The organism is Tropicimonas sediminicola, from assembly GCF_900188335.1.
In the GTDB taxonomy this organism is placed as follows: domain Bacteria; phylum Pseudomonadota; class Alphaproteobacteria; order Rhodobacterales; family Rhodobacteraceae; genus Tropicimonas; species Tropicimonas sediminicola.
The window spans coordinates 138,026-161,424 of sequence record NZ_FZOY01000008.1 but is presented as its reverse complement, the minus strand read 5'-3'; the positions used below and the strand labels follow the sequence as shown (position 1 = coordinate 161,424).

At 67.8% G+C, this 23,399-nt stretch carries 25 protein-coding genes and 1 riboswitch; of the genes, 14 read left to right on the top strand and 11 right to left on the bottom strand.

All coding sequences use genetic code 11. The features are described 5' to 3' along the window. Positions 1-54: 54 nt before the first annotated feature. Complete coding sequence (gene hslU, locus CHB86_RS18825) at positions 55-1,362, bottom strand: ATP-dependent protease ATPase subunit HslU (protein ID WP_089234646.1); 1,308 nt, start codon at positions 1,360-1,362, stop codon at positions 55-57. Between the two features lie 190 nt (positions 1,363-1,552). Here hslU and CHB86_RS18820 point away from each other — a divergent pair, with 190 nt between their 5' ends. From CHB86_RS18820 to CHB86_RS18815, 3 genes are all read left to right on the top strand, one after another. Continuing rightward, on the top strand, positions 1,553-2,350 hold the full coding sequence (locus CHB86_RS18820; protein WP_089234645.1) for a glycoside hydrolase family 25 protein: 798 nt from the start codon (positions 1,553-1,555) through the stop codon (positions 2,348-2,350). Positions 2,351-2,429: 79 nt separating this feature from the next. Further along, positions 2,430-2,594, top strand: coding sequence for a hypothetical protein (locus tag CHB86_RS24740; protein ID WP_176442934.1), 165 nt, complete (start codon positions 2,430-2,432; stop codon positions 2,592-2,594). 57 nt (positions 2,595-2,651) lie between these two features. After that, positions 2,652-3,767 (top strand): THUMP domain-containing class I SAM-dependent RNA methyltransferase, encoded by a 1,116-nt coding sequence (locus CHB86_RS18815; protein WP_089234644.1) that lies wholly within the window; start codon positions 2,652-2,654, stop codon positions 3,765-3,767. Between the two features lie 6 nt (positions 3,768-3,773). On the opposite strand, the gene CHB86_RS18810 is transcribed toward CHB86_RS18815, so the two are convergent. Both CHB86_RS18810 and CHB86_RS18805 read right to left on the bottom strand, forming a co-directional pair. Continuing rightward, the gene (locus CHB86_RS18810; protein ID WP_089234643.1) at positions 3,774-5,105 is read right to left on the bottom strand and encodes a TrkH family potassium uptake protein; all 1,332 of its coding nucleotides are present in this window, start codon (positions 5,103-5,105) and stop codon (positions 3,774-3,776) included. Between the two features lies 1 nt (position 5,106). Continuing rightward, positions 5,107-5,769 carry a potassium channel family protein gene (locus tag CHB86_RS18805; RefSeq protein WP_089234642.1) on the bottom strand — a complete coding sequence of 221 codons (663 nt, stop codon included), beginning with the start codon at positions 5,767-5,769 and terminating at the stop codon, positions 5,107-5,109. A 208-nt stretch (positions 5,770-5,977) separates the two neighbouring features. Here CHB86_RS18805 and CHB86_RS18800 point away from each other — a divergent pair, with 208 nt between their 5' ends. Continuing rightward, positions 5,978-6,175, top strand: coding sequence for a CsbD family protein (locus CHB86_RS18800; RefSeq protein WP_089234641.1), 198 nt, complete (start codon positions 5,978-5,980; stop codon positions 6,173-6,175). Positions 6,176-6,383: 208 nt separating this feature from the next. Here CHB86_RS18800 and CHB86_RS18795 read toward each other — a convergent pair whose 3' ends face one another. Both CHB86_RS18795 and CHB86_RS18790 read right to left on the bottom strand, forming a co-directional pair. After that, entirely contained in the window at positions 6,384-6,899 is a 516-nt protein-coding gene (locus tag CHB86_RS18795; RefSeq protein ID WP_245838164.1) for a DUF305 domain-containing protein, read from the bottom strand. A 164-nt stretch (positions 6,900-7,063) separates the two neighbouring features. After that, a complete protein-coding gene (locus CHB86_RS18790) occupies positions 7,064-9,124 on the bottom strand; it encodes a catalase (RefSeq protein WP_089234639.1) in 2,061 nt (686 codons plus the stop codon). Between the two features lie 422 nt (positions 9,125-9,546). Here CHB86_RS18790 and CHB86_RS18785 point away from each other — a divergent pair, with 422 nt between their 5' ends. Both CHB86_RS18785 and CHB86_RS18780 read left to right on the top strand, forming a co-directional pair. Beyond that, a complete protein-coding gene (locus CHB86_RS18785; RefSeq protein WP_089234638.1) occupies positions 9,547-9,897 on the top strand; it encodes a DUF3140 domain-containing protein in 351 nt (116 codons plus the stop codon). A 1-nt stretch (position 9,898) separates the two neighbouring features. Continuing rightward, complete coding sequence (locus tag CHB86_RS18780) at positions 9,899-10,786, top strand: alpha/beta fold hydrolase (RefSeq protein ID WP_089234637.1); 888 nt, start codon at positions 9,899-9,901, stop codon at positions 10,784-10,786. A 95-nt stretch (positions 10,787-10,881) separates the two neighbouring features. Here the strand turns inward: CHB86_RS18780 and CHB86_RS18775 are convergent, their stop codons facing one another. After that, a complete protein-coding gene (locus CHB86_RS18775) occupies positions 10,882-11,397 on the bottom strand; it encodes a pyridoxamine 5'-phosphate oxidase family protein (RefSeq protein ID WP_089234636.1) in 516 nt (171 codons plus the stop codon). Between the two features lie 163 nt (positions 11,398-11,560). On the opposite strand from CHB86_RS18775, the gene CHB86_RS18770 reads away from it, so the two are divergent. After that, a complete protein-coding gene (locus CHB86_RS18770) occupies positions 11,561-12,508 on the top strand; it encodes a DNA topoisomerase IB (protein WP_089234635.1) in 948 nt (315 codons plus the stop codon). A gap of 220 nt (positions 12,509-12,728) precedes the next feature. Next, positions 12,729-13,229: a hypothetical protein gene (locus tag CHB86_RS18765; protein WP_089234634.1), complete on the top strand. Its 501-nt coding sequence runs from the start codon at positions 12,729-12,731 to the stop codon at positions 13,227-13,229. 50 nt (positions 13,230-13,279) lie between these two features. Here CHB86_RS18765 and CHB86_RS18760 read toward each other — a convergent pair whose 3' ends face one another. After that, positions 13,280-14,263 (bottom strand): YihY/virulence factor BrkB family protein, encoded by a 984-nt coding sequence (locus tag CHB86_RS18760; RefSeq protein WP_089234750.1) that lies wholly within the window; start codon positions 14,261-14,263, stop codon positions 13,280-13,282. A 114-nt stretch (positions 14,264-14,377) separates the two neighbouring features. Between CHB86_RS18760 and CHB86_RS18755 the strand changes: the two genes are divergently transcribed. From CHB86_RS18755 to CHB86_RS18735, 5 genes are all read left to right on the top strand, one after another. Continuing rightward, positions 14,378-14,887, top strand: coding sequence for a hypothetical protein (locus CHB86_RS18755; protein WP_089234633.1), 510 nt, complete (start codon positions 14,378-14,380; stop codon positions 14,885-14,887). Positions 14,888-14,890: 3 nt separating this feature from the next. Beyond that, positions 14,891-15,289: a phage holin family protein gene (locus CHB86_RS18750; RefSeq protein WP_089234632.1), complete on the top strand. Its 399-nt coding sequence runs from the start codon at positions 14,891-14,893 to the stop codon at positions 15,287-15,289. Beyond that, a complete protein-coding gene (locus CHB86_RS18745; RefSeq protein WP_141134931.1) occupies positions 15,282-16,061 on the top strand; it encodes a hypothetical protein in 780 nt (259 codons plus the stop codon). The genes CHB86_RS18750 and CHB86_RS18745 overlap by 8 nt, the downstream gene beginning before the upstream one ends. Before the next feature lie 62 nt (positions 16,062-16,123). Next, on the top strand, positions 16,124-16,435 hold the full coding sequence (locus tag CHB86_RS18740; RefSeq protein ID WP_089234630.1) for an ElaB/YgaM/YqjD family protein: 312 nt from the start codon (positions 16,124-16,126) through the stop codon (positions 16,433-16,435). Beyond that, positions 16,435-17,814, top strand: coding sequence for a mechanosensitive ion channel domain-containing protein (locus CHB86_RS18735; RefSeq protein WP_089234629.1), 1,380 nt, complete (start codon positions 16,435-16,437; stop codon positions 17,812-17,814). Before CHB86_RS18740 ends, CHB86_RS18735 begins: the two co-directional genes overlap by 1 nt. A gap of 154 nt (positions 17,815-17,968) precedes the next feature. Here the strand turns inward: CHB86_RS18735 and ggpS are convergent, their stop codons facing one another. The 4 genes from ggpS to CHB86_RS18715 form a co-directional block, all read right to left on the bottom strand. Beyond that, positions 17,969-19,513: a glucosylglycerol-phosphate synthase gene (ggpS, locus tag CHB86_RS18730; protein WP_089234628.1), complete on the bottom strand. Its 1,545-nt coding sequence runs from the start codon at positions 19,511-19,513 to the stop codon at positions 17,969-17,971. Between the two features lie 48 nt (positions 19,514-19,561). Next, on the bottom strand, positions 19,562-20,371 hold the full coding sequence (locus CHB86_RS18725) for an HAD family hydrolase (protein ID WP_089234627.1): 810 nt from the start codon (positions 20,369-20,371) through the stop codon (positions 19,562-19,564). Positions 20,372-20,423: 52 nt separating this feature from the next. Then, a complete protein-coding gene (locus tag CHB86_RS18720) occupies positions 20,424-21,530 on the bottom strand; it encodes an NAD(P)H-dependent glycerol-3-phosphate dehydrogenase (RefSeq protein WP_089234749.1) in 1,107 nt (368 codons plus the stop codon). A 141-nt stretch (positions 21,531-21,671) separates the two neighbouring features. Next, positions 21,672-21,863, bottom strand: coding sequence for a PLD nuclease N-terminal domain-containing protein (locus tag CHB86_RS18715; RefSeq protein WP_089234626.1), 192 nt, complete (start codon positions 21,861-21,863; stop codon positions 21,672-21,674). Positions 21,864-22,128: 265 nt separating this feature from the next. Then, positions 22,129-22,242: riboswitch (guanidine-I (ykkC/yxkD leader) on the top strand. 89 nt (positions 22,243-22,331) lie between these two features. On the opposite strand from CHB86_RS18715, the gene CHB86_RS18710 reads away from it, so the two are divergent. Further along, positions 22,332-23,387 carry a putative urea ABC transporter substrate-binding protein gene (locus tag CHB86_RS18710; RefSeq protein ID WP_089234625.1) on the top strand — a complete coding sequence of 352 codons (1,056 nt, stop codon included), beginning with the start codon at positions 22,332-22,334 and terminating at the stop codon, positions 23,385-23,387. Positions 23,388-23,399: the final 12 nt, after the last annotated feature.

Below are 23,399 nucleotides of genomic sequence, written 5' to 3'. Positions count from 1 at the left end.
AGCATGGCGCAGCACTAGCGCCATTGCGGTGCCCGCGCCATGCTTTCTGTATCGTCAGAGGACGTAGCGGCTCAGATCGGCCGACCGGGACAGTTCGCCCAGGTTCTTTTCAACGAAATCGGCATCCACCGTCACGGCCTGACCGGCCCGATCCGGCGCGGCAAAGCTGAGTTCCTCGAACACCCGTTCCATGACCGTGTAGAGCCGCCGCGCGCCGATGTTCTCCACCGACTGGTTCACTTCCGCCGCGATCCGGGCCAGCGCCGCAATACCGTCGTCGGTAAAGCTCACGCCGACCTCTTCGGTCGCCATCAGCGCCGTGTACTGGCGGGTCAGCGCGTTGTCGGTCTCGGTCAGGATGCGCACGAAATCGCCCTCGGTCAGCGCCCGCAGCTCGACGCGGATCGGCAGGCGGCCTTGCAATTCCGGCAGCAAATCCGAGGGTTTGGCGATGTGGAACGCGCCGCTGGCGATGAACAGGATGTGGTCCGTCTTGACCGGCCCGTGCTTCGTCGAGACGGTCGTGCCCTCGATCAGCGGCAGCAGGTCGCGCTGCACGCCCTCGCGGCTGACGTCTCCGCCGCGGGTTTCCTGCCGCGCACAGACCTTGTCGATCTCGTCGATGAAGACGATCCCGTTTTCCTGGACCGATTCCAGCGCCACCTTGGTCACCGTCTCGTCGTCCAGGAGCTTGTCGGCCTCCTCGGAGATCAGCACCTCGTAGCTGTCGGCCACGGTCAGTTTCCGCTTCACCTTCCGCCCGCCAAAGGCCTTGCCGAATATGCTCCCGAGGTCCATCGCTCCCATGTTCATCCCGGGCTGCCCCGGAATGTCGAACATCGGCATCGACGGCCCGGCCTCGGCCACCTCCAGCTCGATCACCGTGTCGTCGAGCTCGCCGCGCTTGAGCTTGCCGCGGAACATCTCCCGCGTCTGCTCCCGCGCATCGGATCCTGCAATCGCCTCCAGAACCCGCTCCTCGGCATTCGCATGGGCCTTGGCCTTGACCTCCTCGCGCATGTATTCCCGGGTCTGCTGGATCGCCGCATCCACCAGGTCGCGCACGATCTGCTCGACGTCCCGGCCGACATAGCCGACCTCGGTGAACTTCGTCGCCTCGACCTTGATGAAGGGCGCACGCGCCAGCTTGGCCAGCCGCCGGGAGATCTCGGTCTTGCCGACGCCGGTCGGCCCGATCATCAGGATGTTCTTGGGATAGACCTCCTCCCGCAGATCGTCGGCCAGTTGCTTGCGCCGCCAACGGTTGCGCAGCGCCACGGCCACGGCGCGCTTGGCGTCCTTCTGGCCGATGATGAAACGGTCGAGCTCGCTCACGATCTCGCGGGGGGTCAGGTCTGTCATATCCTTGCCTCGTCTGGCAGCGTCTGGGCCTAGGTAATCATGTGCGCCGCCAACGCAAGGCATTCGGCGCGGTTTCCGTCTCCCGGCAATCCTCCGCCGGACCTCGCGCTGCCCCTTGCCAGCCCGGCCAGTGCTTGCGCAAATGGCAGGACGCGGGCAGTCCGCCCGCCGGTTTGCCGGGAGCCTGCCGATGCGACTGCCTGCCCTTGCCTGCATTTTCGCGGTCCTCGTGCTCGCCGCCTGCGGCAGCCCGGCCGACCGCCGGCAGACATCCACTGCGCGCCTCGTGCCGCCGAACCACGTCACCGTCTCGCACCCCGTCTTCGCCGATCACGATCCCCACGACTGGGACGGGCGGCGGCCCACGGCCTACCCCGTCCACGGCATCGACGTCTCTCGCTGGCAGGGCGAGATCGACTGGCCCCGCGCCCGCGCCGCTGGCGTTTCCTTCGCCTTCATCAAGGCGACCGAGGGCAAGGAGGAGCTCGATCCCTCGTTCGAAGCCCACCGCCGCGGCGCCGCCCGCGCCGGAATTCCCCATGCCGCGTATCACTACTACTATTTCTGCGCCTCGGCAGAGGATCAGGCCCGCTGGTTCATCGCCAATGTCCCGCGCAGCATGACCAGCTTGCCCCATGTGCTCGACATGGAGTGGAACCACCGCTCGCCGACCTGCCGCAAGCGTCCCGACGGCGCGACAGTGCGGGCCGACGCCGCCCGTTTCCTCGACATCCTCGAGCGCCACTACGGCCGCCGTCCGGTCCTCTACACCACGGTCGATTTCTGGGAGCAGACCGGTATCGGCCGCCTGCCCCGAACCGAGTTCTGGCTCCGGTCTGTCGCCGACCACCCGCGCGAAACCTATCCCGGCGCGCGCTGGACGTTCTGGCAATACACCGGCACCGGCAGCATCCCCGGCATTCCGGGTCCGGTGGATATCAACGTCTTCGCCGGCTCGCAGGAGGCCTGGCAGACCTGGGCACGGTAGCGGCGGGCTCTCGACATGATTTTCCCGGCTTTTTCTGCTAGGCTCTCCCTTGGGGGCCCAGGCGTCGAGGGCCGAAACCATGGTCGAATACGGAATAGCCGCAGGCGGCGTGACGGGTGGCGGAAGCAGCTTCAACGGCTCGCGGGCCGCCGATCTGGTGATGTCCGTCGGACATGATCCGACGAAGCTTCTGATCGCCGGCGCCATTCTCGCCGCCCTGTTCTTGGTGCTTCGGGCGATCTGATCGCCGTCTGTCTCACGCCATGTTGCTCTTCTGCCGGGCGGGCCCGTATAGAGGCGCATGAACACGTCACCAGATCTCGACATCTTCCTTGTCGCCACCCCCGGCCTCGAAGACGCGCTGCTGTCCGAAACCCTCGAGCGGGGTTTCTCTGGCGCGAGCATAATCCCGGGCGGAGTCGAATTCCGCGGTGGTTGGCCGGAGGTCTGGCGCGCCAATCTCGAACTGCGCGGCGCGACCCGGGTGCTGGCCCGCATCGGCGCCTTCCGCGCATTTCACCTCGCCCAGCTCGACAAGCGCGCCCGCAAGTTTCCCTGGGCCGAGGTGCTGCGCCCCGATGTTCCGGTGCGGGTGGAGGCTTCCTGCCACCGGTCCAAGATCTATCACAAGGCTGCCGCCGCCCAGCGGGTCGCACGCGCCATCACGGAAACGCTCGGCGCACCGATTGCCGAGGACGCGCCGGTCCAGATCAAGTTGAGGATCGACGACGATCTCTGCACCATCTCGGTCGACACCTCCGGCGAGTCCCTGCACAAGCGCGGACACAAGGAGGCCGTCGGCAAGGCGCCGATGCGCGAGACAATGGCCGCGCTCCTCCTGCGGAGCTGCGGCTATACCGGAACGGAGCCGGTGCTCGACCCGATGTGCGGTTCCGGTACCTTCGTCATCGAGGCCGCGGAAATCGCCGCCGGCCTTGCCCCGGGCCGCAGCCGCAGCTTTGCCTTCGAACAGCTGGCGAACTTCGATCCGGCGGCTTGGGAAGCACTCCGCGCGTCGATCAAGCCATTGACTCCAAATCTAATCTTCCACGGCTCGGACCGTGATGCGGGCGCAATCCGGATGAGCCAGGCCAACGCCGAGCGCGCGGGCGTGGCCGGTTGGACGGAGTTCGTGACCCGCTCGGTCAGCGATCTGGAACGGCCCGAGGGCCCACCGGGCCTGGTGATCGTCAACCCGCCCTACGGTGCCCGGATCGGTAGCCGCAAACCGCTCTTTGCGGTCCACGATGCGCTCGGCCGCACCCTGAAGGAGCGCTTCTCCGGCTGGCGTGTCGGCATTGTCACCTCCGACGCGGGCCTTGCGAAGTCCACCGGCCTGCCCTTCCTGCCGACCGGCGCGCCGATCGCACATGGCTCGCTCAAGGTGCATCTGTTCCGCACCGACCCGCTGCCCTGACCGGCCTCAGCCGAGGTAGACCCGCCCCTCCGGGAACTTCACCCGCGAGGCCCGCTTTGTCGCCAGGAAATAGCCCAGCGTCAGCGGCCCGACCCGGCCCAGGAACATCAGGAAGATCATGATCGTCCGGCCGAGCGCGTCGAGCTCCCCGGTCGCGCCGCGGCTGAGCCCGGTGGTGCCGAAGGCGGAGGCGACCTCGAACGCGAGGTCGAGGAAATCGCCGTCATGCGAGATCGACACCAGGAACAGCCCGGTCAGCATGGTCAGCATCGCGATCGTGGTCAGCGCCATCACCTTGAGCACCTGTTCCGGCCCGATCCGGCGGCCGAAGGCGCGCGGCGAGCGCTGCTTGAAGAACGCCACGGTCGCCATCAGCGCGACCATCAGCGTCGTTACCTTGATCCCGCCCGCCGTGGAGGCGCTGCCGCCGCCCACCAGCATCAGCGCGATCATCATCAGCGAGGTGCTGTCGTGGATGTGCGACAGGTCCACCGTGTTGAACCCGGCGGTGCGTGTCGTGACCGACTGGAACCAGCTCGCCGCCAGTTTCTCGCCCACCGTTCCGAGCCCGCCCAGCGTGCCGGGATTGGTCCATTCGAGCGCCGCGAACCCGACCGTTCCATAGATCGTCAGCCCGACCGACCCGACGATCATCAGTTTGGTATGCAACGACAAAAGCCGCCAGCCGCGCTTCTCCATGATGTCCCCGATCACCACGAAACCGAGCCCGCCGGTGATGAAGAGCGCCGGCACCGCGATGTTGATGATCGGGTCGCTCACCCAGAATGACAGGCTGTCCGACCGAAGGCCGAAGCCGGCATTGTTGAACGCCGAGACCGAGTGGAAGATCGCGTACCAGAGCCCCTGACGGATCCCCAGGTCCGGCACGAAAACGAGGCACAGGACCGCGACCCCGGCGGCTTCCACCGCCAGCGAAATCCGGACAACGGAGCCGGCCAGCTTCATCAACTGGTGGGTCGTGCTCTGGTTGAGGTCTTCCCGCAGGACGTGCCGGGAATGGGCGTTGATCTTCAGCCCCAGCGACGAGAGCAGCAGCACCGCGAAGGTCATCAACCCGACCCCGCCGATCTGCACCAGCACCAGAAGCACCGTCTGCCCGAAAACCGTCAGATCCCGGCCCACGTCGATCACCGACAGGCCGGTCACCGTCACCGCCGAGGTCGCGGTAAAGAAGGCGTCGGCGAGCGTCAGCCCGTCGGTCGAGGCGAAGGGGAGCGACAGCAGCGCCGAACCGGTGAGGATCAGCCCGAGGTAGAGCAGCGCCAGCAGCACCGGCGGTGCTGGCAGCCTGTTCCGGCGCAGCCGATGCTTTGCCATTTCAGAGGCTCGCCGCGAAATCGCGCAGATCGTTCCGGCGGCCGAGCAGCATCAGCTTGTCCTCGACCTTCAATTGCGGATCGTCGGCCTCGGTGCCGAGGAAATCCGTGCCCCGCATCACGCCCAGGCTGCGGACGCCGAACTTGTCGCGCAGCCGCAGCTCCGACAGGCGCTTGCCCCCGAGTTGCTCCGGCACGAGGAAGTTCACCACGTGGAAGCCGTTGCCCATGCTGAGGTAATTCCGCATCCGCGGGTTGTGCAGCACCTGCGCGACGTGCAGCCCGACCTCTTCCTCGGGCAGGATCACCCGTTCGGCGCCGAGCTTGCTCAGGATCCTGTGGTGGGTGCGGTTGATCGCCTTGGCCCAGATCGTCTCGACGCCCACCATCTTGGTGTTGATCGTGGCAAGCACGTTCGCCTCCAGGTCCTCGCCGATGGCGATCAGCGCGACGTCGCAATCGCCGACGCCCGCTTCGCGCAGCGCGGCCTCGTCCCGGGCATCCGCGATCACGGCATAGGAGATATGGTCGGCAACTGCGGAGACGTTCCGCTCCTCGATGTCGATGCCGATCACCTCGTTGCCGATCCGCGCCAGCTCCCTGGCGACCGTGGTCCCGAACGTACCGAGGCCGATGACGGCGAAACTGCGCGGGGCGGAGGGCATGGCGTAACCTGCGTGCTGGGACAACGGCCCCACTATTGCCGAAACGCCGGCAGTTTCAACTCCGGTGGACGGATGCCGAGACCGGGCAAGGAGCCGCTCATGGATGCCGCCGGCCCGTCGATCCGGCGGAACAATTGCCAGCGGATTCCGTTCTCTTCCCGAAGGCGCCGCATGGTGCGAGCGCCGATATTCGAGGAAGGGGAATGCCATGAACTGGGATCAGATTCAGGGTAACTGGAAAGAGATGAAGGGCAAGGTCATCGAGTCCTGGGGCAAGCTCACCGAAGACGAGCTGACCGAGGCGCAGGGTGACCGCGAGCAGTTCGAAGGCCTGCTTCAGCAGAAGTACGGCAAGAGCAAGGAAGAAGCGCGCGAAGCCGTTGATCGCTGGCTGGCCGACGTCTGACAGCTCACCGCTCTCCCGAGGGAGAGCCACGGCGGGGCGTGATCGCCGGACGATACCGGTGCGGTCGATCCGCTGACGCCACCCCACGAGTGAATTCCCCCCATGTGCCCGGCCGGACGCGCGTGGGGGTATTTTTGTGCCCGCGGCTGGCCGGCGGACCGGGCGTCGCCGGGCGCCTGGCCAAAGGGCTGAAGGGGCAGGGCGGGTGTCACTCCGCCGTGGCCCTTTCGCTGCCCGCAGGGGCATCTCCGTTGGCTTCGATGTCCGCGATATAGGCTTTCATTTCCGCGATCTCGCTGCGCTGGGTCTCCGCGATCCGGGCGGCCAGCGCCTGCACCCGCGGATCGGACAGGGTCGCGCGTTCGCTGGTCATGATGGCGATGGAATGGTGCGGGATCATCGCCTTCATCCAGGCCAGGTCGCCCACCGTCGCCTGCGAGCGCACCATCGTGACGCCGAGCGCAAAGGCGAGGCCGGCGCCGATGAAGATCGCCATGTTGACCCGCCGGTTGGCATACATCCCAAGCATGAAGGCCAGCATGATGACGGCCATCGCGCCGCCCATGTAGAGCGCCATCCAAGCCCGCGTCTGGGAGAAGAACACATGCCCGAGCGCATAGGTGTTGAGATACATCAGGCCATACATCACCAGCGTGGACGTGCCGATCATCGCGAAAAACCGCCCGTAGCGCATTCCGCCCGAGCCGTGGTGTGAGCTGTCCATAAAATCCTCCGTCGATTTCTTGCGCCATGTCGGGGGCAGGGGAGCGCTCCGCTCCGCCTGCCATTCGGCGCTGTCAGAAATGGAAACGGGTGGCGGAGATCGGAGTTCCGCCACCCGTCGGGAAAGTATCCGCCCGGCGCGTCGGCACCGGGCGGTTCGTTGGGTCAGGGAGCCCGATCCCAAATGCGCAGCGCGGTGGCGGCGCTCAGGAAATCGGCGGCCGAAGTGTGATCGAGGCACATGACGCCTTCGCCGGGATCCTCCGGCATGCCGGCCCTGGTCATCAGCGCCTCGGCATCCGTGCTGTGAGCGATGAACTTGCCATGCGCCCAGGCGTCCGCCACCCAGGTCCGGGCAGCATGCATCGCCCCGAGGGCCTTGGCGCCGTCGCCGTCCACCAGGATCGCCGCCACGTCGAACAGGACCGAGGGGCCGCCGTCGATCTTCTCGTCGGCCTCCGTCGTGCTCCCGTCCGACAGCGTGACGCTGCCAACCCGCGGCCCGACGAGCACCGGTCTGACGCCGGCTTCCTTTGCGGCCTCTGTGAGCGAGGCCAGCGCCTCGGCGTCGGCGCCATCCGAGATCAGGATGCCGAGCTTGCGACCGGCGAGGCTCTCCAGGCCGTTCTTCAGGATCGACAGGGCAGGGGAGGCGGGCAAGCTCTCGTTCACAGGAAAGGCGGGTTCGGCCGGCTCGGGAAGCTCCATGCCGAGCCCTTCGGCGGTCGCCTCGGCCAGATCGGTGTGGATGTTCAGCAGGTGCGAGAGCATCCGGGTGCGGACCGCGGGCGTCTCGACCTTGCTGAGCTCGAACACCAGCGCGTCGACGATGTGGCGCTGCTCCACCTCGGTCTGGCTGATGTAGAACTGCCGCGCCTGGCTGTAGTGGTCGGCAAAGGTTTCCGACCGTTCGCGCACCTTCGGGCCGGGGTTCTCCTCCGGCAGCGACTGGAAGCCGTCTTCCGGACTCTCCCGCGGACCACCTTCCGCGCCGCCCCAGGAATTCGGCTCGTAATTGGCGCGGCCTGTGGGGTTTTGCATCGCCATGTGGCCGTCCTGCTGGAAGTGGTGGAACGGGCATTTCGGCGCGTTGATCGGCAGGTGCGCGAAATTGGGACTGCCCAGCCGCTTCAGCTGCGTGTCGAGATAGGAAAAGTTGCGCCCTTGCAGAAGCGGGTCGTCGGTGAAGTCGATGCCGGGGACGATGTTGCCGGTCTGAAAGGCGACCTGCTCGGTCTCGGCAAAGAAGTTGTCGACCATCCGGTCGAGCACCAGCCGGCCGACCTTGCGCACCGGCACCAGTTCCTCGGGGATCAGCTTGGTGGCGTCTAGCACGTCGAAATCGAAGCTGTCGGCGAAGTCGTCGTCAAAGACCTGCAGCCCCAGCTCCCATTCGGTATAGTCGCCGCTCTGGATCGCTTCCCACAGGTCGCGGCGGTGGAAATCTGGGTCCGCGCCGTTGATCCGCAGCGCCTCCGGCCAGGTGACGGATTGCACGCCCTGCTTCGGTTTCCAGTGGAACTTGACGAAATGCGATTGTCCTTCGGCGTTGACCATCCGGAAGGTGTGCACGCCGAAGCCCTCCATGAAGCGGAAGGAGCGGGGGATTGCCCGGTCAGACATGGTCCACATGACCATGTTCATCGCTTCGGGCATCAGCGAGATGAAGTCCCAGAAGTTGTCATGCGCCGTCTGCGCCTGCGGGAAGGCGCGGTCCGGGGCCTGTTTGGCGGCGTGGATCAGGTCGGGGAACTTGATCGCGTCCTGGATGAAGAACACCGGGATGTTGTTGCCGACGATGTCCCAGTTGCCCTCCTTGGTATAGAGCCGCACGGCGAAACCGCGCACGTCGCGGGCGAGGTCGGCCGAGCCCTTGTTGCCCGCCACGGTGGAGAAACGGACAAAGGCCGGCGTCTTCTCGCCCTTGCGCTGGAACAGGTCGGCGCGGGTCAGTTCCGGGATCGGGTCGTAGGTCTCGAAGTAACCGTGCGCGCCGTAGCCGCGGGCATGGACCACGCGCTCGGGGATGCGTTCATGGTCGAAGTGAAAGAGCTTCTCCCGGAAATGGAAATCCTCCATCAACGCCGGGCCGCGCGGGCCCTGCCGCAGCGTGTTCTGGTCGTCGGAAACGGGCGTGCCCTGCTGCGTTGTCAGGCGGGGAACGTCATTGCCGGATGTCTGGTGAATCTCTCCTGCGCTGCCGCGCCGGGATGTCTCTCGAGCCATGGGGATAATCTCCGTCTTGATGTGCCAGTGTCGGGCAGGGGACTCTGGCGGCAGGCGCAAAGCCCGGCCGTCCGGCCCCCATGTGCCCGGTTAACGGGTCAGTCCGGGATTGGTTCCTCAAGGTTTCGATAAAAAACTTAGGTAAATCAAATATATAAACACCACGAGAAAGGGCGCCGGAGACACGGTCTCCAGCCCTTGTAGGCGCGGATCGTCGGGTGGAGGACGGTCATGGCCGCAGCCTGCCACGCCTCACGGAACGTCAAACGCCGGAAAGCGCCCTCGGTTCCCATGCGGGCTCCGAAAACCCGAAAAACCCGGTGTGGTTGGCCCGCACGCGGGAACCTGCACCCCACCTCGCGCGTTACCCGTTCGCCGGCGGCTGTCCGGCGCATCTGTCACGACCTGGAGAAACAGACGTCATGAGTTCATCGAAATCCCGCGACCAGATCTGGAGCGAGTGGAGGGATCTGGTGAACATGAGCCCGGCCGAGATCGAGGACTGGCTGGAGACGGAACAGAGCAAGTCGGTGGGCGACACCGGCGATGCAGGCTCCACGGGGCGCGATTCCGGCCGCCGGATCGTCGAGATCAAGCGCAGCCGGAAGGACGAGCTGTCGGATGGCCATTGGGACCACATGGCCAAGGTCGTCGGCTACATCAAACGCCATTGTGCCCAGGGCGGCCCGGACGACGGCGTCGAGGACAGCGCCTGGCGGTATTCGCTGATGAACTGGGGCCACGATCCGCTCCGCTCCGACGGGTGTTCCTGAGATGGATGGCAGCCAATTCCTCTCCGCCGAGCCGCATCTGCGCGCGCTCCCCGATCCGGCGCCCATGGGGCGCCTCTCCCCGCCGTTGCAGCAACTCGTGGCGACGGAGCACCCCGAACCGGTCTTCCTGCCCGGTCTGTTCGAGACACCGCATGTCTGGGCGGACATCATCCATAGGCTCGACCTCGCGGATCCGCTCTGCCTCGACCTTCCCGGTCACGGGGCGGCGGATTGGGGCGAGCGGCTCCGGCCGAAGCTCCGGATCGACGCCTGGCTCGACGCCGCCGCGCGATCGATCGAACAGCGGCACGGCGAGACGGGCGTCGTGCTGGTGGGTCATTCGACCGGCGGCCTTCTGGCCCTCGCGCTGGCCGCGCGCCGCCCGGAACTGATCTCCGGCCTGTTCCTCGTGGGCGCGCTGACCTCCGGCGACCGCGGCCGCCGGTTCGACCCCTGCGCCCGGGCGATGATGCTGCCGGGCATCGGCCGTCCGCTGGCGCGCCTGTTCTGGTCCGCCTGGCTGCGCACGCCCGCCCGTTTCCGCCGTGGACTGGACGCTGCCGCCGGGATGGCGCTTGACGCGCCCTGGGCCGAGGACATGCGCCGCGCCCTTCTGGGCTGCGACCCGGACGCGGTGAGCGCCTGCGCCGAATGGGTGCTGACCGCCGATATCGGGCACCTGCTCGAACGGGTGGACGCGCCGGTCCTGTCGCTGATCGGGACAAGGGACATCGTGGTGCCGCCGCATCACCAGCTCGAACTCATCCGCAAGGCGCCGAAGGCGCAGGCCATGCTGATCGACGGCGGCCACCTGCTCTTTGCCGAAAGCCCGGGCGACGTCGCGACCGCGCTGCGCGGCTGGCTGCAGCATTGCGGCCGCATCGCCTGACCGAGTGAACCGACGAACCCGAAAAAAAGGGGCCGTACGGCCCCTTTCCCATTTTCAGATGTTCCGAAGCGCTGGGCGGCAACGGCCCCCGACAGTCACGCCGCGTCGGCGAGCTTGATGACGCGGTGCACGCCGATGTCGGGATAGCCGCCACCCTCCGAGAGGCCCGCGCGCAGCAGCTTGAGCCCGACCAGAACCATGTTGGCTTCCGACGCCCAGATCGCCGCTTCATCCGGCGTGAACCGCAGCAGGCAGACCTTGGGATCGTTCCGTCCACCTTCGAACCAGGCCGCGACGGGCGTGCTCCAGAGCTCGTCCAGCTTCGCGGCATCCTGCACGATCTCCAGCTGGCCGGTGACGCTGGCGTGGTAGTCCTGGTTGCTCGATACATAGGTCAGCGCGGCCTCCCGGCCCGCACCGATCCCCTGCGCCAAGTCGGTGTCGGACGAGGTGATGTACCACAGCACGCCGTCCTCCTCGTCGGTGAAATGGGTCATCGGCTGCGGATGCTGCGGGCTGTCCTTGAGCCAGAGCATCGACACCCGGCCCTTGTCGAGTTGCGCCCAGAGCTGCTCCCGTGCGCCTTCGTCGGTTTCCACTTTCCTGGCCATGAGATCATCCTTTCCGTTTGCGATTTGTGCGCGCCCCGCATCTGGCAACGCGCGATCCGTCCTTGTTGGGAAAACCGGCGAGGGGCGGGATTGGTTCCATGGAACCCGGGCGTTCTCTCGCGCGTTCTCCTGCCATCCACGTCACGGGAAAGGAGCGTGCAGGATGGCCCTGAGCTATGTGAGCGACACCGACCCCGGTTATCGGCGCCGCCGCTGCGGGCGCGGCTTCACCTATCTCGACACCGACGGCCGCCGCCTGGCAAAGGCCGAGACACGGGCGCGCCTCAAGGCGCTCGCGGTGCCGCCGGCCTATACCGATGTCTGGTACTGTCCCGATCCCCGGGGCCACCTGCAAGCCTCCGGCCGCGATGCGCGCGGGCGGAAACAGTACATCTATCACCCGGACTGGGCGGCGCGCCGGGCGGAGCTGAAGTTCGCGCAACTGCCGGCCTTCGGCGCCGCCTTGCCGCGTCTCCGGCGTTGGGTTGCAAGCCGCCTGCGGGACGATCCGTCCGACCGCGACACCGCCATCGCCGCGGTGCTGGCGCTGCTCGACCGTGCCTCGATCCGGGTGGGCGATCCGGCCTACGCGGCCGAGAACGAGAGCTTCGGCGCGACCACCTTGCAGGCCCGGCACGTGACGATCTCGGAAGACCGGATCAGGCTCCACTTCGCCGGCAAGGGCGGGCGCAGGATCCGCACCCAGCTGACCGGCACCCGGCTTGCCAGGGTGCTGGAGGCCTGTCAGGACCTGCCCGGCGCGGAGCTGGTCACTTTTGCCGAAAGCGGCGCGCCGGTCCGGTCCGAGCACCTGCGCGAGGTGATGAGCGACCTCGCCGGGGAAGAGCTGACGCCCAAGACCTTCCGCACCTGGAACGGCACCCACGCCGCCTTCTGCGCGGCCGCCGAAGGTGCGCTGAAGATTTCCGATCTGGCCAAGGCCGCCGCCGAACGGCTGCACAACACCCCGGCCATTGCCCGGACGAGCTACGTGCATCCCGAGGTGATCGCGCTCGCCGGAGCCGATGCAAAGCCCCTATCGTTCGACCCCGCGCCGGGAGATGGCTGGCGGGTCGGCGAGCCGGAACTGCTCCGTTTCCTGCAGGGCTAGCCGGCTGCGCCTGTGGCGTCGAGCTCCGGACCCGAGCCATTCGCGCACAGGAAAGTGGCGCTGGCGGAGCCGTCTGGCCAGTAACCTGCCGACCCCAGCACGCGCAGGCCAGACCCTGCCGATACTCGTGGTCAGCAACGCAGGGTTATGTCACAGTTGAATGCCTGGCCGCCGGAACTGTTCCAAATGGTCCCGGCCAAGCAAGGAACATGTGCCGCCAATGAAGCTGATTTTCCTGGAACCGGACGTGGTGATCGCCGCGGACATGGCCGAGACCGCGCGTGAGGTGTTCGGCCAGCCCGAGATCCGGATTGTCGAAACCATCGACGACGCCTGTGCCGCGCTCGCCGAAGACGGCGCGACATGGTCCGCGATGGTCCTCAACGGGACGACCGATGAACTGGCCGACGCCAGGCTGCGCGGGCTGTTGGAGCAGAGCGCCGTCCCGGCGATCGTGACCACGGCCGGCGATCTGGTGGAGCTTCCTGCCGGCTGGCACGCACTGCCAATGCCATTCACCAGCGGCGATCTTGCGACCCTGCTACTTCGCGTTGTGAGGCCGCGCCGCCCCGATTTCGACGGCGCCGCTCCCGGCCCCCGTGGGCCGGTGCTGGACATGTCCGGTCTGAACGGCGGGGACACAGGCGCGCCCTCGGCACATCCGCAGCCAGAGGTGCAGGCGCCGCTCGGTCTCGAGGCCCAAGCCCGCCGGCTGCGCTGATCCCGGCAGCGCCGGTCGCGCGCGACCGAGGGAGAAGGGCAGGGCGGTGCTCAGCCCGCGGCCAGCGCACCGCGTCGATCCCCGCCTCGGCCGTCGCCACCTTCGCCCAATGTGTCGGCTTTCACAGCGCCGCGCGATCCCATCGGGCGATCCGGCCCGACGGTCGTGTCCCGCGCGGTCTGCGCTTCCAGTTCGGCATCGAGCAGCGCCCCCGACAGAACGATCAGCGCCGAGAGCCACATCCAGGTGAGCAGGATGATCACCCCGGCAATCGTGCCGAAGGTCTCGTTGTAGCTGGCGAAGCTCTGCACGTAATGGCTGAACCCGATGGTGCCCGCGATCCATAGGACGCAGGCCAGCACCGACCCCGGCGTGAGCCAGCGCCATTTCGCGGACCGGCGGTCCGGTCCCCATCGATAGAGCATCGCGATCATCGCGATGCCGATCACCGCGCCGATGGGCCAGCGCGCGATCATCACGGCATCAACCAGCCCCTGACCCGCCCCGACGATCGCGAGGAACCCGGGGATCGCCGCCACGACGCCGATGAACAGCCCGAGCCCGGCGATCAGCGCCAGCGTCATGCCGATGGTCAGCAACCGGGTTTTCACGAAACCGCGCTCGTCCTCTTCCTCCCAGATCAGCCCGATCCCCTGGATCAGGCTGCCGGTCGCATTTGAGGCCGACCAGAGGGCGATGGCGAGCGAGAGAAGCGCTGCGAAGCCGAGCGAGTCGGACGCTGCTCCGGCCACCTCCCGCACCTGGTCGGAGATGATCGACGCGGCGGAATTCGGCAGTTGCTCGAAGAGCCACTGGGATTGCGAGACCAGCGTGCTCGGGTCCAGCACGAGGCCCAGAACGGCGACACCTGCTGAAATCGCAGGGAAAATTGCCAGCAATCCGTAAAACGCGACACCTGCGGCGATCAACGGCAGATGCAGCGATCCGAACCGTTGCCCCACGCGTGCCGCCGTGTCGCGCCACCCGGGAAGGGTCATTTCGGTCGGTCGTCTCGCATCGCGTCCGCGGCTCATGATCATGCTCCTCTTTGGGGCATTAACGCGATGCGGCGCGACAAGGTTCCGGGAACATATCGGTGAGACGCGGCGTTGGCTGCTCAAGGAAACACATCGCGAAAGGAGGCTGAGATGGCCGACGTCACCGAGAGAACCGTTACCGAACAAGTGAAGCATCACGCCCAGACTGTCGCCGAGGACACCCGCGAAAAGGTCGAGGCCCGCATCAAGGGCGAAGCCGAAGCCGCCTTCGACAGCGTGGCCAATCAGATGCATCGCCACGCCAGCGCAGCCGATGCAGCCGCCGCCGAGTTCGACCCGAATTCGATGCAGGCCCAGGCAATCGAACAGGTCGCGGCCCGGATCGACGACCTGGCGAACCAGGTGCGCAACACCGACATCGACCGCCTTGCCCACAGCCTGAGCGATGCCGCGCGGCGCAATCCGCTGCTCTTCGTCGCCGGTGCGACGCTGGCCGGCTTCGCCGCCACCCGCTTCCTCAAGGCGCGCGATCCCGAACCGCGCTATGCGCACCCGAGCGATGACCCCTGGGCGCGCGACACGGTTCCGCCGAACAGCGCGCCGACCATCGTTGGCGGCAATCACGTGAGCGCCGATCCGACCTCGCGCGGGGCGGTTTAAGTCATGGCGCGCCCTGCTGAACTCAAGGAGACCCCGAACCTGCTGGTGTCGGCCTTCCGGCACTTCAGCACCCTGCTGCAGGACGAGATCGAGCTGGCCAAGGCCGAGGCCCGTCGCAGCGCGACCCGGGCCGGCACCGGCCTCGCCCTGATCGGCGTGGCCGCCATCGTTGCCCTGACCGCGCTGGACGTGCTTGCGGCGGCGCTGGTGGCCTGGATCGCGGCAAGCGGTATCGAGGCCGGCTGGGCCGCGGTGATCGTGGGGGGCGGCGCGCTGCTGCTCGCCATAGTCCTCGCGCTCTACGGCAAGTCCCGCCTCAGCGCGGAGGCCCTCGCACCGGAGCGCACCGCCCGCAACATCCGGGCGGATATCGAAACCATCAAGGAGGCGACCCATGCCTGACGGATCCATGACCGACATCGAACAGCGTGTGGCCCGTGACCGGGCCGCCCTGGCCGACACGCTCGACCAGCTGAGCGACACCCTCGCGCCGGAACGGTTGAGGGCCGAGGCGCGGCAGACGCTCGACCGCTACCGCCGCGACATTGGCGGCCAGCTCTGGGACGCGACGCGCGAGAACCCGGCGGCTTTCGCCATGCTCGGTGCAGGGTTGGCGCTGCTCCTCGGCAACGCCTCCCGCCGTTCCGACGCCGCCGCCGCCGAAGATCCGGCGCAGGCGGTTCCCCCGGCCGAGGCGATGGCCGGATTCGACGCCCGCGTTGCCGCTGCGGACCGCGAGATGCGGGCCGAGATGACCGGCCGCTCCGACGAGGTGCCACGCGCCGAACGGATGCGGGCGGCCCTCGGGTCCGGGCTCGACCGTCTGCCTCCGGCCGCGCGCCAGCGGGTGATCGACGCAAGGGTCGCCGCGATCCGGGCGCAGGAGGCCGTCGAGCGACGCGCCCGCCGCATCACCCGCAAGTCCGAGGCGCTGATCGAACAGCAGCCTGTCGTCGCGGGCGCCGCCGCTTTCGGTGTCGGTGTCCTGCTCGCCGCCTTCCTGCCCGGCACCCGCCAGGAGGACGCGCTGCTCGGCCGTCACCGGGACGAGGCGATGCGCGCCGCCCACGCCGCGCTGAGCCGGGAACTCGAGGCGTTGCAGGCCGTCGGGCGCGATGTCCGGGGGCAGGTGCGCGACGTGCCGCACCGCGGCCCGGTCGCGATCCCGTCCTGACGCCGACCCACCGGGTCTTCGACGCGCGGAGACCCGACCATCCCCATTCAAGGAGACGATCCATGACCAGCACCTATCACCCCAACGGAAGCATCGACCCCAACGACACCACCAAGCCCCGGACCGGCGCCGCGAGCGACCCCGGCGTCGCGGACCAGGTCCGCGAACGGCTGGCCGAACATTCCGAGGCGCTCCGGGAGCGCGGCGCCGAGATGCGCGACCAGCTCGGCGGCACGGCCCAGCAACTGGGCGAGACCGCCCAGCAGGCCACGGAGGAAGGCGCGCGCTTCGTTCGCGAGAACCCGGGCCTTGCCCTCGCCGGCGCGCTCGGCGTCGGCCTGCTGATCGGGTTGAGCGTGCGCGGCCGCTCCTGATGCGCGCCACAATCGGAACGCCGGGCCGGCAGGCGGGACAGCCCCGCCTGCCGGCCTTTCTTTTGGCCGTGGTCCTGACGCTGATCGCAGGCGCCGCCGCCGCCCAGACCACGGCCCCGACAGCGCCCGAGGGCGCGATCGAGGTGGGCGAGAACGCCATCTCCGATGCAGAGATACGGAACAGGATCCAGCAGGTGCTGGCCGAGCTCGAGGCGTTCGAGCGCGTACAGGTTTCCGTCGCCTCCGGTGTTGTCACGCTCGAAGGCATCGTCATGGACAGCGCCGCGGAAGAGGAACTCTCCGGCATCATCGGCCGCGTGCAGGGCGTGGTGGCGATCGAGAACGAGCTGCAGCAGAACGCCGACCTGAACGAGCGCCTTGCACCGGCGCTCGACCGCGTGATGGGACGCGGCGAGCGGATTCTCGTCAACGCGCCGATCTTTCTCGTGTCGCTCGGCGTCTTTGCCGTGATTTCCGGGCTCGGCTGGATGCTGGCCAGCCGGTTGTCGCTCTGGCGCAGGCTCGCGCCGAACAGCTTCATCGCCGACATCTACCGCGCTGTCGCGCGGATCGCGTTCCTCTTGCTGGGGCTGGTGATCGCCCTCGACATCCTTAACGCAACCGCCCTGATCGGCGCGGTGCTGGGCGCGGCCGGCGTGGTCGGCCTGGCCGTGGGGTTCGCGGTGCGCGACACGGTGGAGAATTTCATCGCCTCGATCCTGCTCAGCCTGCGCCAGCCGTTTCGCCCCAACGATTTCGTCGAGATCGACGGCGATCTGGGCAGCGTGGCGCGGTTGACCTCGCGGGCGACCATCCTGATCTCGCCGGACGGCAACCACATCCGGATCCCCAATGCGACCGTCTACAAGGGCCGGATCGTGAACTACACCCGCGATTCCAACCGCCGCTTCACCTTCGATCTCGGTGTCGATGCCGATGCGGATCTCGCCGCCGCGCTCTCCACCTCGGTCGCGGCGCTCGAAGGCCTGGCCTTCGTGCTGCGCGACCCGCCGGTCTCGGCCTGGATCTCGGATGTCGGGGACTCGAATGTCGTCCTGACCTTCGCGGGCTGGGTCGATCAGCAGAGCAGCGATTTCCAGAAGGCCCGCGGCGAGGCGATCCGGGCCACCAAGACCGCGCTGGAAGGCGCAGGCTTCGGCCTGCCGGAGCCGATCTATCGGCTGCGGATCGAGAATGCGCCGGAGGAGCTTGCCGTGCCTCCGTCGGTACCGGCCAATCGGCCCGTGCCGGATGCCGACCTGCCGCAGGCCGCCACGCCGGAGATCCCGGACCAGGCGACCGAGGAGGCGGTGGACCGCGAGCGCAAGGCGCCCGACGCCGGCACGGATCTGCTCAGCGAGGGACGGAGCGCGGAATAGGGGCGGCGCCAGGGCCGCCCCCGCACTCGTTAATGGTATGGCGGGCAGCCCGCAGGAGAGCGGGGCTCCCGCCCGTCGTCGACGCATCGAAGATGCGCCTCCTCCCGTTGGGCCGGGCGCCGCCTCGCGGCGGCGCGGCCCTCCAACGGGCGGGTCAGGCCGCCGTGGCCGGGACCCGCTTGCCCTTGTTGGTCCAGTCCAGCAGGGCGCGCTGCGCCTCGCCCCAAGTGCGGATGTCGTAGGCCTCGACCCGCGCGCGCAGCCGCTTCATGCGCTCGGCGCGTTCCTCCGGTCCCATCTCCAGTGCGTGGGCGATGGCCATGTCCATGGCGCGGTGCGACAGCGGGTTGGTGGTGATCGCCGCATCGAGCTCCACCGCCGCGCCGGCGAATTCCGACAGCACCAGCACGCCGTCCCCCTCGACGCGGGAGGCGACGAATTCCTTGCAGACGAGGTTCATGCCATCGGCGATCGGGGTGATCCAGGCGACGTCCGCCGCCCGGTAATAGGCGATCAGCTCCGCGAAGGGCACGGCGCGCGAGATCAGCGCCACCGGCTGCCACTCGAAGCTGCCGAAGCGGCCGTTGATCCGTCCGGCGACCTGCTCGATCTCGCTCTGGATCTCGGCATAGGCCTCCATGTTGCGGTTGGCGGAAACCGAAACATGCATCAGGCGCACCTTGCCGCGCAGGTCCGGGCGGCTCTCCAGAAGCCGTTCGTAGCTTTCCAGCTGCTGCGCGCCGCCCTTGGTGTAGTCCGTGCGGCCGACCGAGAGGATCAGCTGCGCCTCGCCCAGCTCCTCGCGGATGCTGGCCATGCGGTTGCGGGTTTCGATGCTGCGGGCGCAGGTGTCTATATAGCTCACGTCCACGCCCACCGGCGTCGCGGCCACCGTGATCTTGTGCCCGTCGTGCAGCAGGCCCGTCGCCATGCTGCGCTCGGTCAGTGCGGTGCCCTCGTTGATGAGCGATTCCTCCACCGTGACGCGGCCCGTCGTCTCGACGTCGAAGAGGCTGCGGGCGACCTGCACGAAGTTCACCGCGTAGCGCGGGATGTGGAACCCGACCACGTCGCAGGCCAGCAGGCTCTCGACGATCTCGCGCCGCCAGGGCAGCACGTTGAACAGATCGGCGGCGGGGAAGGGCGTGTGGTGGAAGAAGGAGATCTTCACGTCCGGGCGCAGCTTGCGCAGGTATCCCGGCACCAGCCACAGGTTGTAATCGTGCACCCAGACCACGGCGCCCGGCGCGGCCTGCGCGGCGGCGGCCTCGGCGAAGGCCCAGTTCACCTGCCGGAAGTTCGGCCAGTCCACCGGGTCGTAATTGTAGCGCTCGCGGAAGCTGTGGAGGATCGGCCAGAACGCCTCCTTGGAGGTGACGTGGTAGAAGCCGCGCACCTGTTCGGGCGTCAGCGGCAGGCGCGAGACGGTATAGCGGCCGAAGGCGTCCTCGATCTCGATCTGGCGCTCGAACTCGGGGTTCGCGGTGTCCTCGGCGGCCTTCCAGGCGATCCAGGCGCCGTGGTCGGCATCGGCGAAGAAGCTGCGCAAGGTGGGCACGATGCCGTTCGGGCTCGTGTTCTCGCGCAGCCGGATAGAGCCATCCTCCTCCTCGACCTCCTCGTAGGGCTGGCGGTGGTAGACGATCACGAGGTCGGAGGTCTGGCTGTTGTCGGCTGTGTCGATGGTCTTGGGTGTCATGTGGCAGGTTCCTGAAATGAAGGGATGAATTGGGGCGTGGGGCGGGGCTCAGTGCAGGTCGAGCACCCGGATCGCCTCGTCGATGCCGGCCGCGCCGACGCCTTGGGCGACGTGGACATGGTCCAAATGCCCCACCTGGTCGAGCAGGCGGCGTTCGGAGCCGCCCACGGCGACCGCGGGAATCCCGAGCGCCAGCATCGAGGCGTCGTTGAGCGTGTCGCCGGCGGCGAGCACGCGGCTCTCGACCAGCCCGAGATGGGCGATCAGCCGCTTGAGCGAAGGACCCTTGGAGACCCCGGCGGGCAGCACGTCGAAGAAGCGGTCGTCGGAGGTCAGCACCTCCAGCCCGAGCCGTTTCACCAGCGCATGGGCGCTCGGCCGGACACGCGCCGGGTCCATGTCATAGCTGACCCGGTGGCGGAACTCGGTCGGCTGCAGGGTCAGGCCCGGCTCGTCGGCCAGCAGCTCGCGCACGCGGGCGCCGCTGCCGTTCCAGGCGCGGGTGATCTCGGCCTCGAGCACCGGGATCGGAGAGATCTCTCCCTCCGGCGTGACCTCGGCGATCGTGGTGCCGACATCGCCGATCACGTAATCGGGCCAGGGCACATCGCCCGAGCCGCAGAGATCGCGGATGAACGCAGGGTCGCGACCGGTGACGAAGATCAGCCCGACGGTGGCGCGGTTGTCCTCGATCCAGCGATAGAGCGTCCGGCGATCCCCCGGCGTGCCACCGAGGAACGTGCCGTCCAGGTCGGTCGCCAGCACGAAGCGGCGGCCGGAGAGCGGCGCGGGATAGGGGTTGGGAAAGACGAAGCCGGCGGTCTCGGCCGGCGTGGTGAAATCAGCGGTATGGGTCATCTCAGCTTTCAAAGTCTGCTTGGGGCGCAATTGCGCCTCGGAATGGGTGGGATCAGGCGATGCGGCGGGCGAGGCCGGTAACGGCGTCGGCATCGGCCGGGTGATCGAGCAGGATCGCGAGGCTCCGCGGCTCGCCCTCGATCGGCGAGGCCCAGAGCCGGGCAAAGGCGGTGCCGAGGTCGGCGCCCTCGTGCAGGATCGCCCGCACGGTCTCGCAGATCGGCATCGGCACCCGCACGCGATGCGCCAGGTCGGTGACGGAAAGCGCGTTGCCCTCGCCCTCGACGACCACCGGGCGGCCGTCGAAACACGCGTTCCGTGCAAGGCCCTGGCCGAGCTGCATCCCGAGCGACATGTTCCGCGAGGTCGGAGAGGAACAGCTCAGCGACAGGTCGCCGATCCCGGCCAGGCCCGTCACCGTCTCGCGGCGGCCGCCGAGCGCCTCGGCCAGCGCCTTCATCTCGTCAAGCCCGCGGGTGATCAGCGCCGCGCGGGTGTTCTCGGCAAAGCCCGCGCCGGTCATCATCCCGCAGGCAATGGCGATCACGTTCTTCACCGCGCCGCCGATCTCCACGCCAACCGGGTCGTCGGAGATATAGGCGCGGAAGCTCTCGGTCGAGACCGAGACGGCCAGCCGCGCCGCGGGGGAGGCGGCGGGGTTCAGCCGGTCGACATGGGTGAAGGGAAAGGCCACCGTCGCGGCCGTCGGATGGCCAAGCGCGGCCTCGCGGGCAAAGGTCGGGCCGGAGAGCACGCCGTAGGGGCGGGGGCCCAGCTCCTCTTCCGCCACCTGGGTCATCATCAGCCCGCTCTCGGGCTCGACCCCCTTGGCGCAGAGTGCGACCGGCACGTCCGCCCCGATATGCGGCGCCGCGGCGGCACAGACCCCGCGCACGGCACGCGACGGCACGACCAGCAGAACCGCGCTCGCACCGTCTAGGGCCTCGGCGATGTCGGTGGTGGGTTCGATCCCGGCCGGCAGCGGCACGTCGGGCAGGTGCCGCAGGTTGCGTTGCCGGGTGGCGATGGGGGCGAGCGCCTCCGCGTCCCGGCCCCAGAGGGCGACGCGGCATCCGGCGCGGCGGGCGAGGGCGGCCAATGCCGTCCCCCAGCTACCTGCGCCCAGAACGGCGACCTTTTCATAGGGTTTGGCGCGCATTGTCAGCTGCGCGGGCTGGGTCTTGTTTCGGGTCATACCTGTCGTTGGTTGGGGAAAGGGCGGGCGAGCGGGGGGAGGGTTGGCGAAGTCCGGCGCAGCGTACCTGTACGGGCCGCCGCGCTGGGTCGCCGGGGTGATGCGTCAGATCCTCTTCGCCTCGGCGCGGGGGCCGGCGAAGAGCCAGATCAGGAAGCCCACCAGGGGCAGGACGATCACGAGGACGATCCAGAGCACTTTTGCACCGGTGCCTGCGCGCGATCCGAAGATCGACACGATCGCCCAGATATCGAGGACGAGCAGGATCAGGCCGAAAAAGCCGCTCAGTTCAAACATGGTCACTCCAATGTATCAGCGTTCATCTGATTACGCACCATGCTAACGCTGCAGGTGCGAAAAGGTTCCAAAGAAATCCACATCGCCGCATTTCGGCGTGCTCACGCCCGAATCTCGGCACCGGCTGGCCGTCGCCGGACGAGAGGCGCCCAGCAAGGCGTCGATCGCTGCTTTCGGGCGCCCAAATTCCGGGCGCAAGCAGAATTCACCCGGGTGAGACAGATGCGGCCCTTGAGCGAAAAGGCCGGCCGACGCTGTGGTGGAGAGGCAGGGTACTTAGGGTTCCGCCCGGTTCGACGATGCCGGGGCCTGGTCCGAGAAGTGCCGCCGGGGTGGCAAATTCCGCCCGGGTACACGGCGGGCCAAAATCCCGGGAGAGTACTGCGTCGGTTCGCCCGCGCTCTATCTCCTTGTTCCGCCAGCGGACCGGCAAATCGAAACATCGGCGGAACGACAGGGAGCTGAAAGATGCTGAAGACCTCACTTCTGTCCGCCACGATCCTCGCCGCCGCACTCGGTGCCCCTGCCGCGATGGCCCAGGAGAAAACCGAGTTCAAGGTCGCCTGGTCGATCTATGTCGGCTGGATGCCCTGGGGGTATCTCGAGACCTCCGGCATCATGGACAAATGGGCCGAGAAATACGGCATCGACGTCGAGATCGTGCAGATCAACGACTACGTCGAGTCGATCAACCAGTACACCGCCGGCGCCTTCGACGGCGTCTCGGCCACCAACATGGACACGCTCTCGATCCCCTCGGGCGGCGGCGTCGACACCACGGCGCTGATCGTGGGGGACTATTCCAACGGCAACGACGCGGTGATCCTTAAGGGCGAGGGTGACCTCGCCAGCCTCGCCGGCAAGCCGGTGAACCTCGTCGAACTCAGCGTGTCGCATTACCTGCTGGCCCGCGCGCTCGACAGCGTCGGCCTGTCGGAGCCCGACCTCGGCGGGGTGATCAATACCTCCGACGCCGACATGATCGCCGCCTTCGCCACCGATGACGTCGAGGCCGTCGTGACCTGGAACCCGCTGGTCTCCACAATCCTCGAACAGCCCGGCGCCAACAAGCTCTTCGACAGCGCAGATATCCCGGGCGAGATCATCGACCTGATGGTCGTCAACACCGAGACGCTGGCCGACAACCCTGCCTTCGGCAAGGCGATGGTCGGCGCCTGGTACGAGGTGATGGCGCTGATGCAATCGGGCGACGAGGAGGCGCTGACCGCGATGGCCGAAGCCTCCGGCACCGACCTCGCCGGCTACAAGGCGCAGCTCGACTCGACGAAGATGTTCTGGACCCCGGCCGAGGCCGTCGCCTTTACCGAAGGCCCGGAACTGCCCGACACCATGGTCAGCGTGGCCGAGTTCCTGTTCGACAAGGGGATCCTCGGCGAAGGCGCGCCGTCCGCCGACTTCGTGGGGGTCGCCTACCCGGACGGCTCCGTGACCGGCGACGCGAACAACGTGAAGTTCCGCTACGACACGACCTACATGAAAATGGCGGCCGAGGGCAGCCTGTAACCCCCCTCTCGC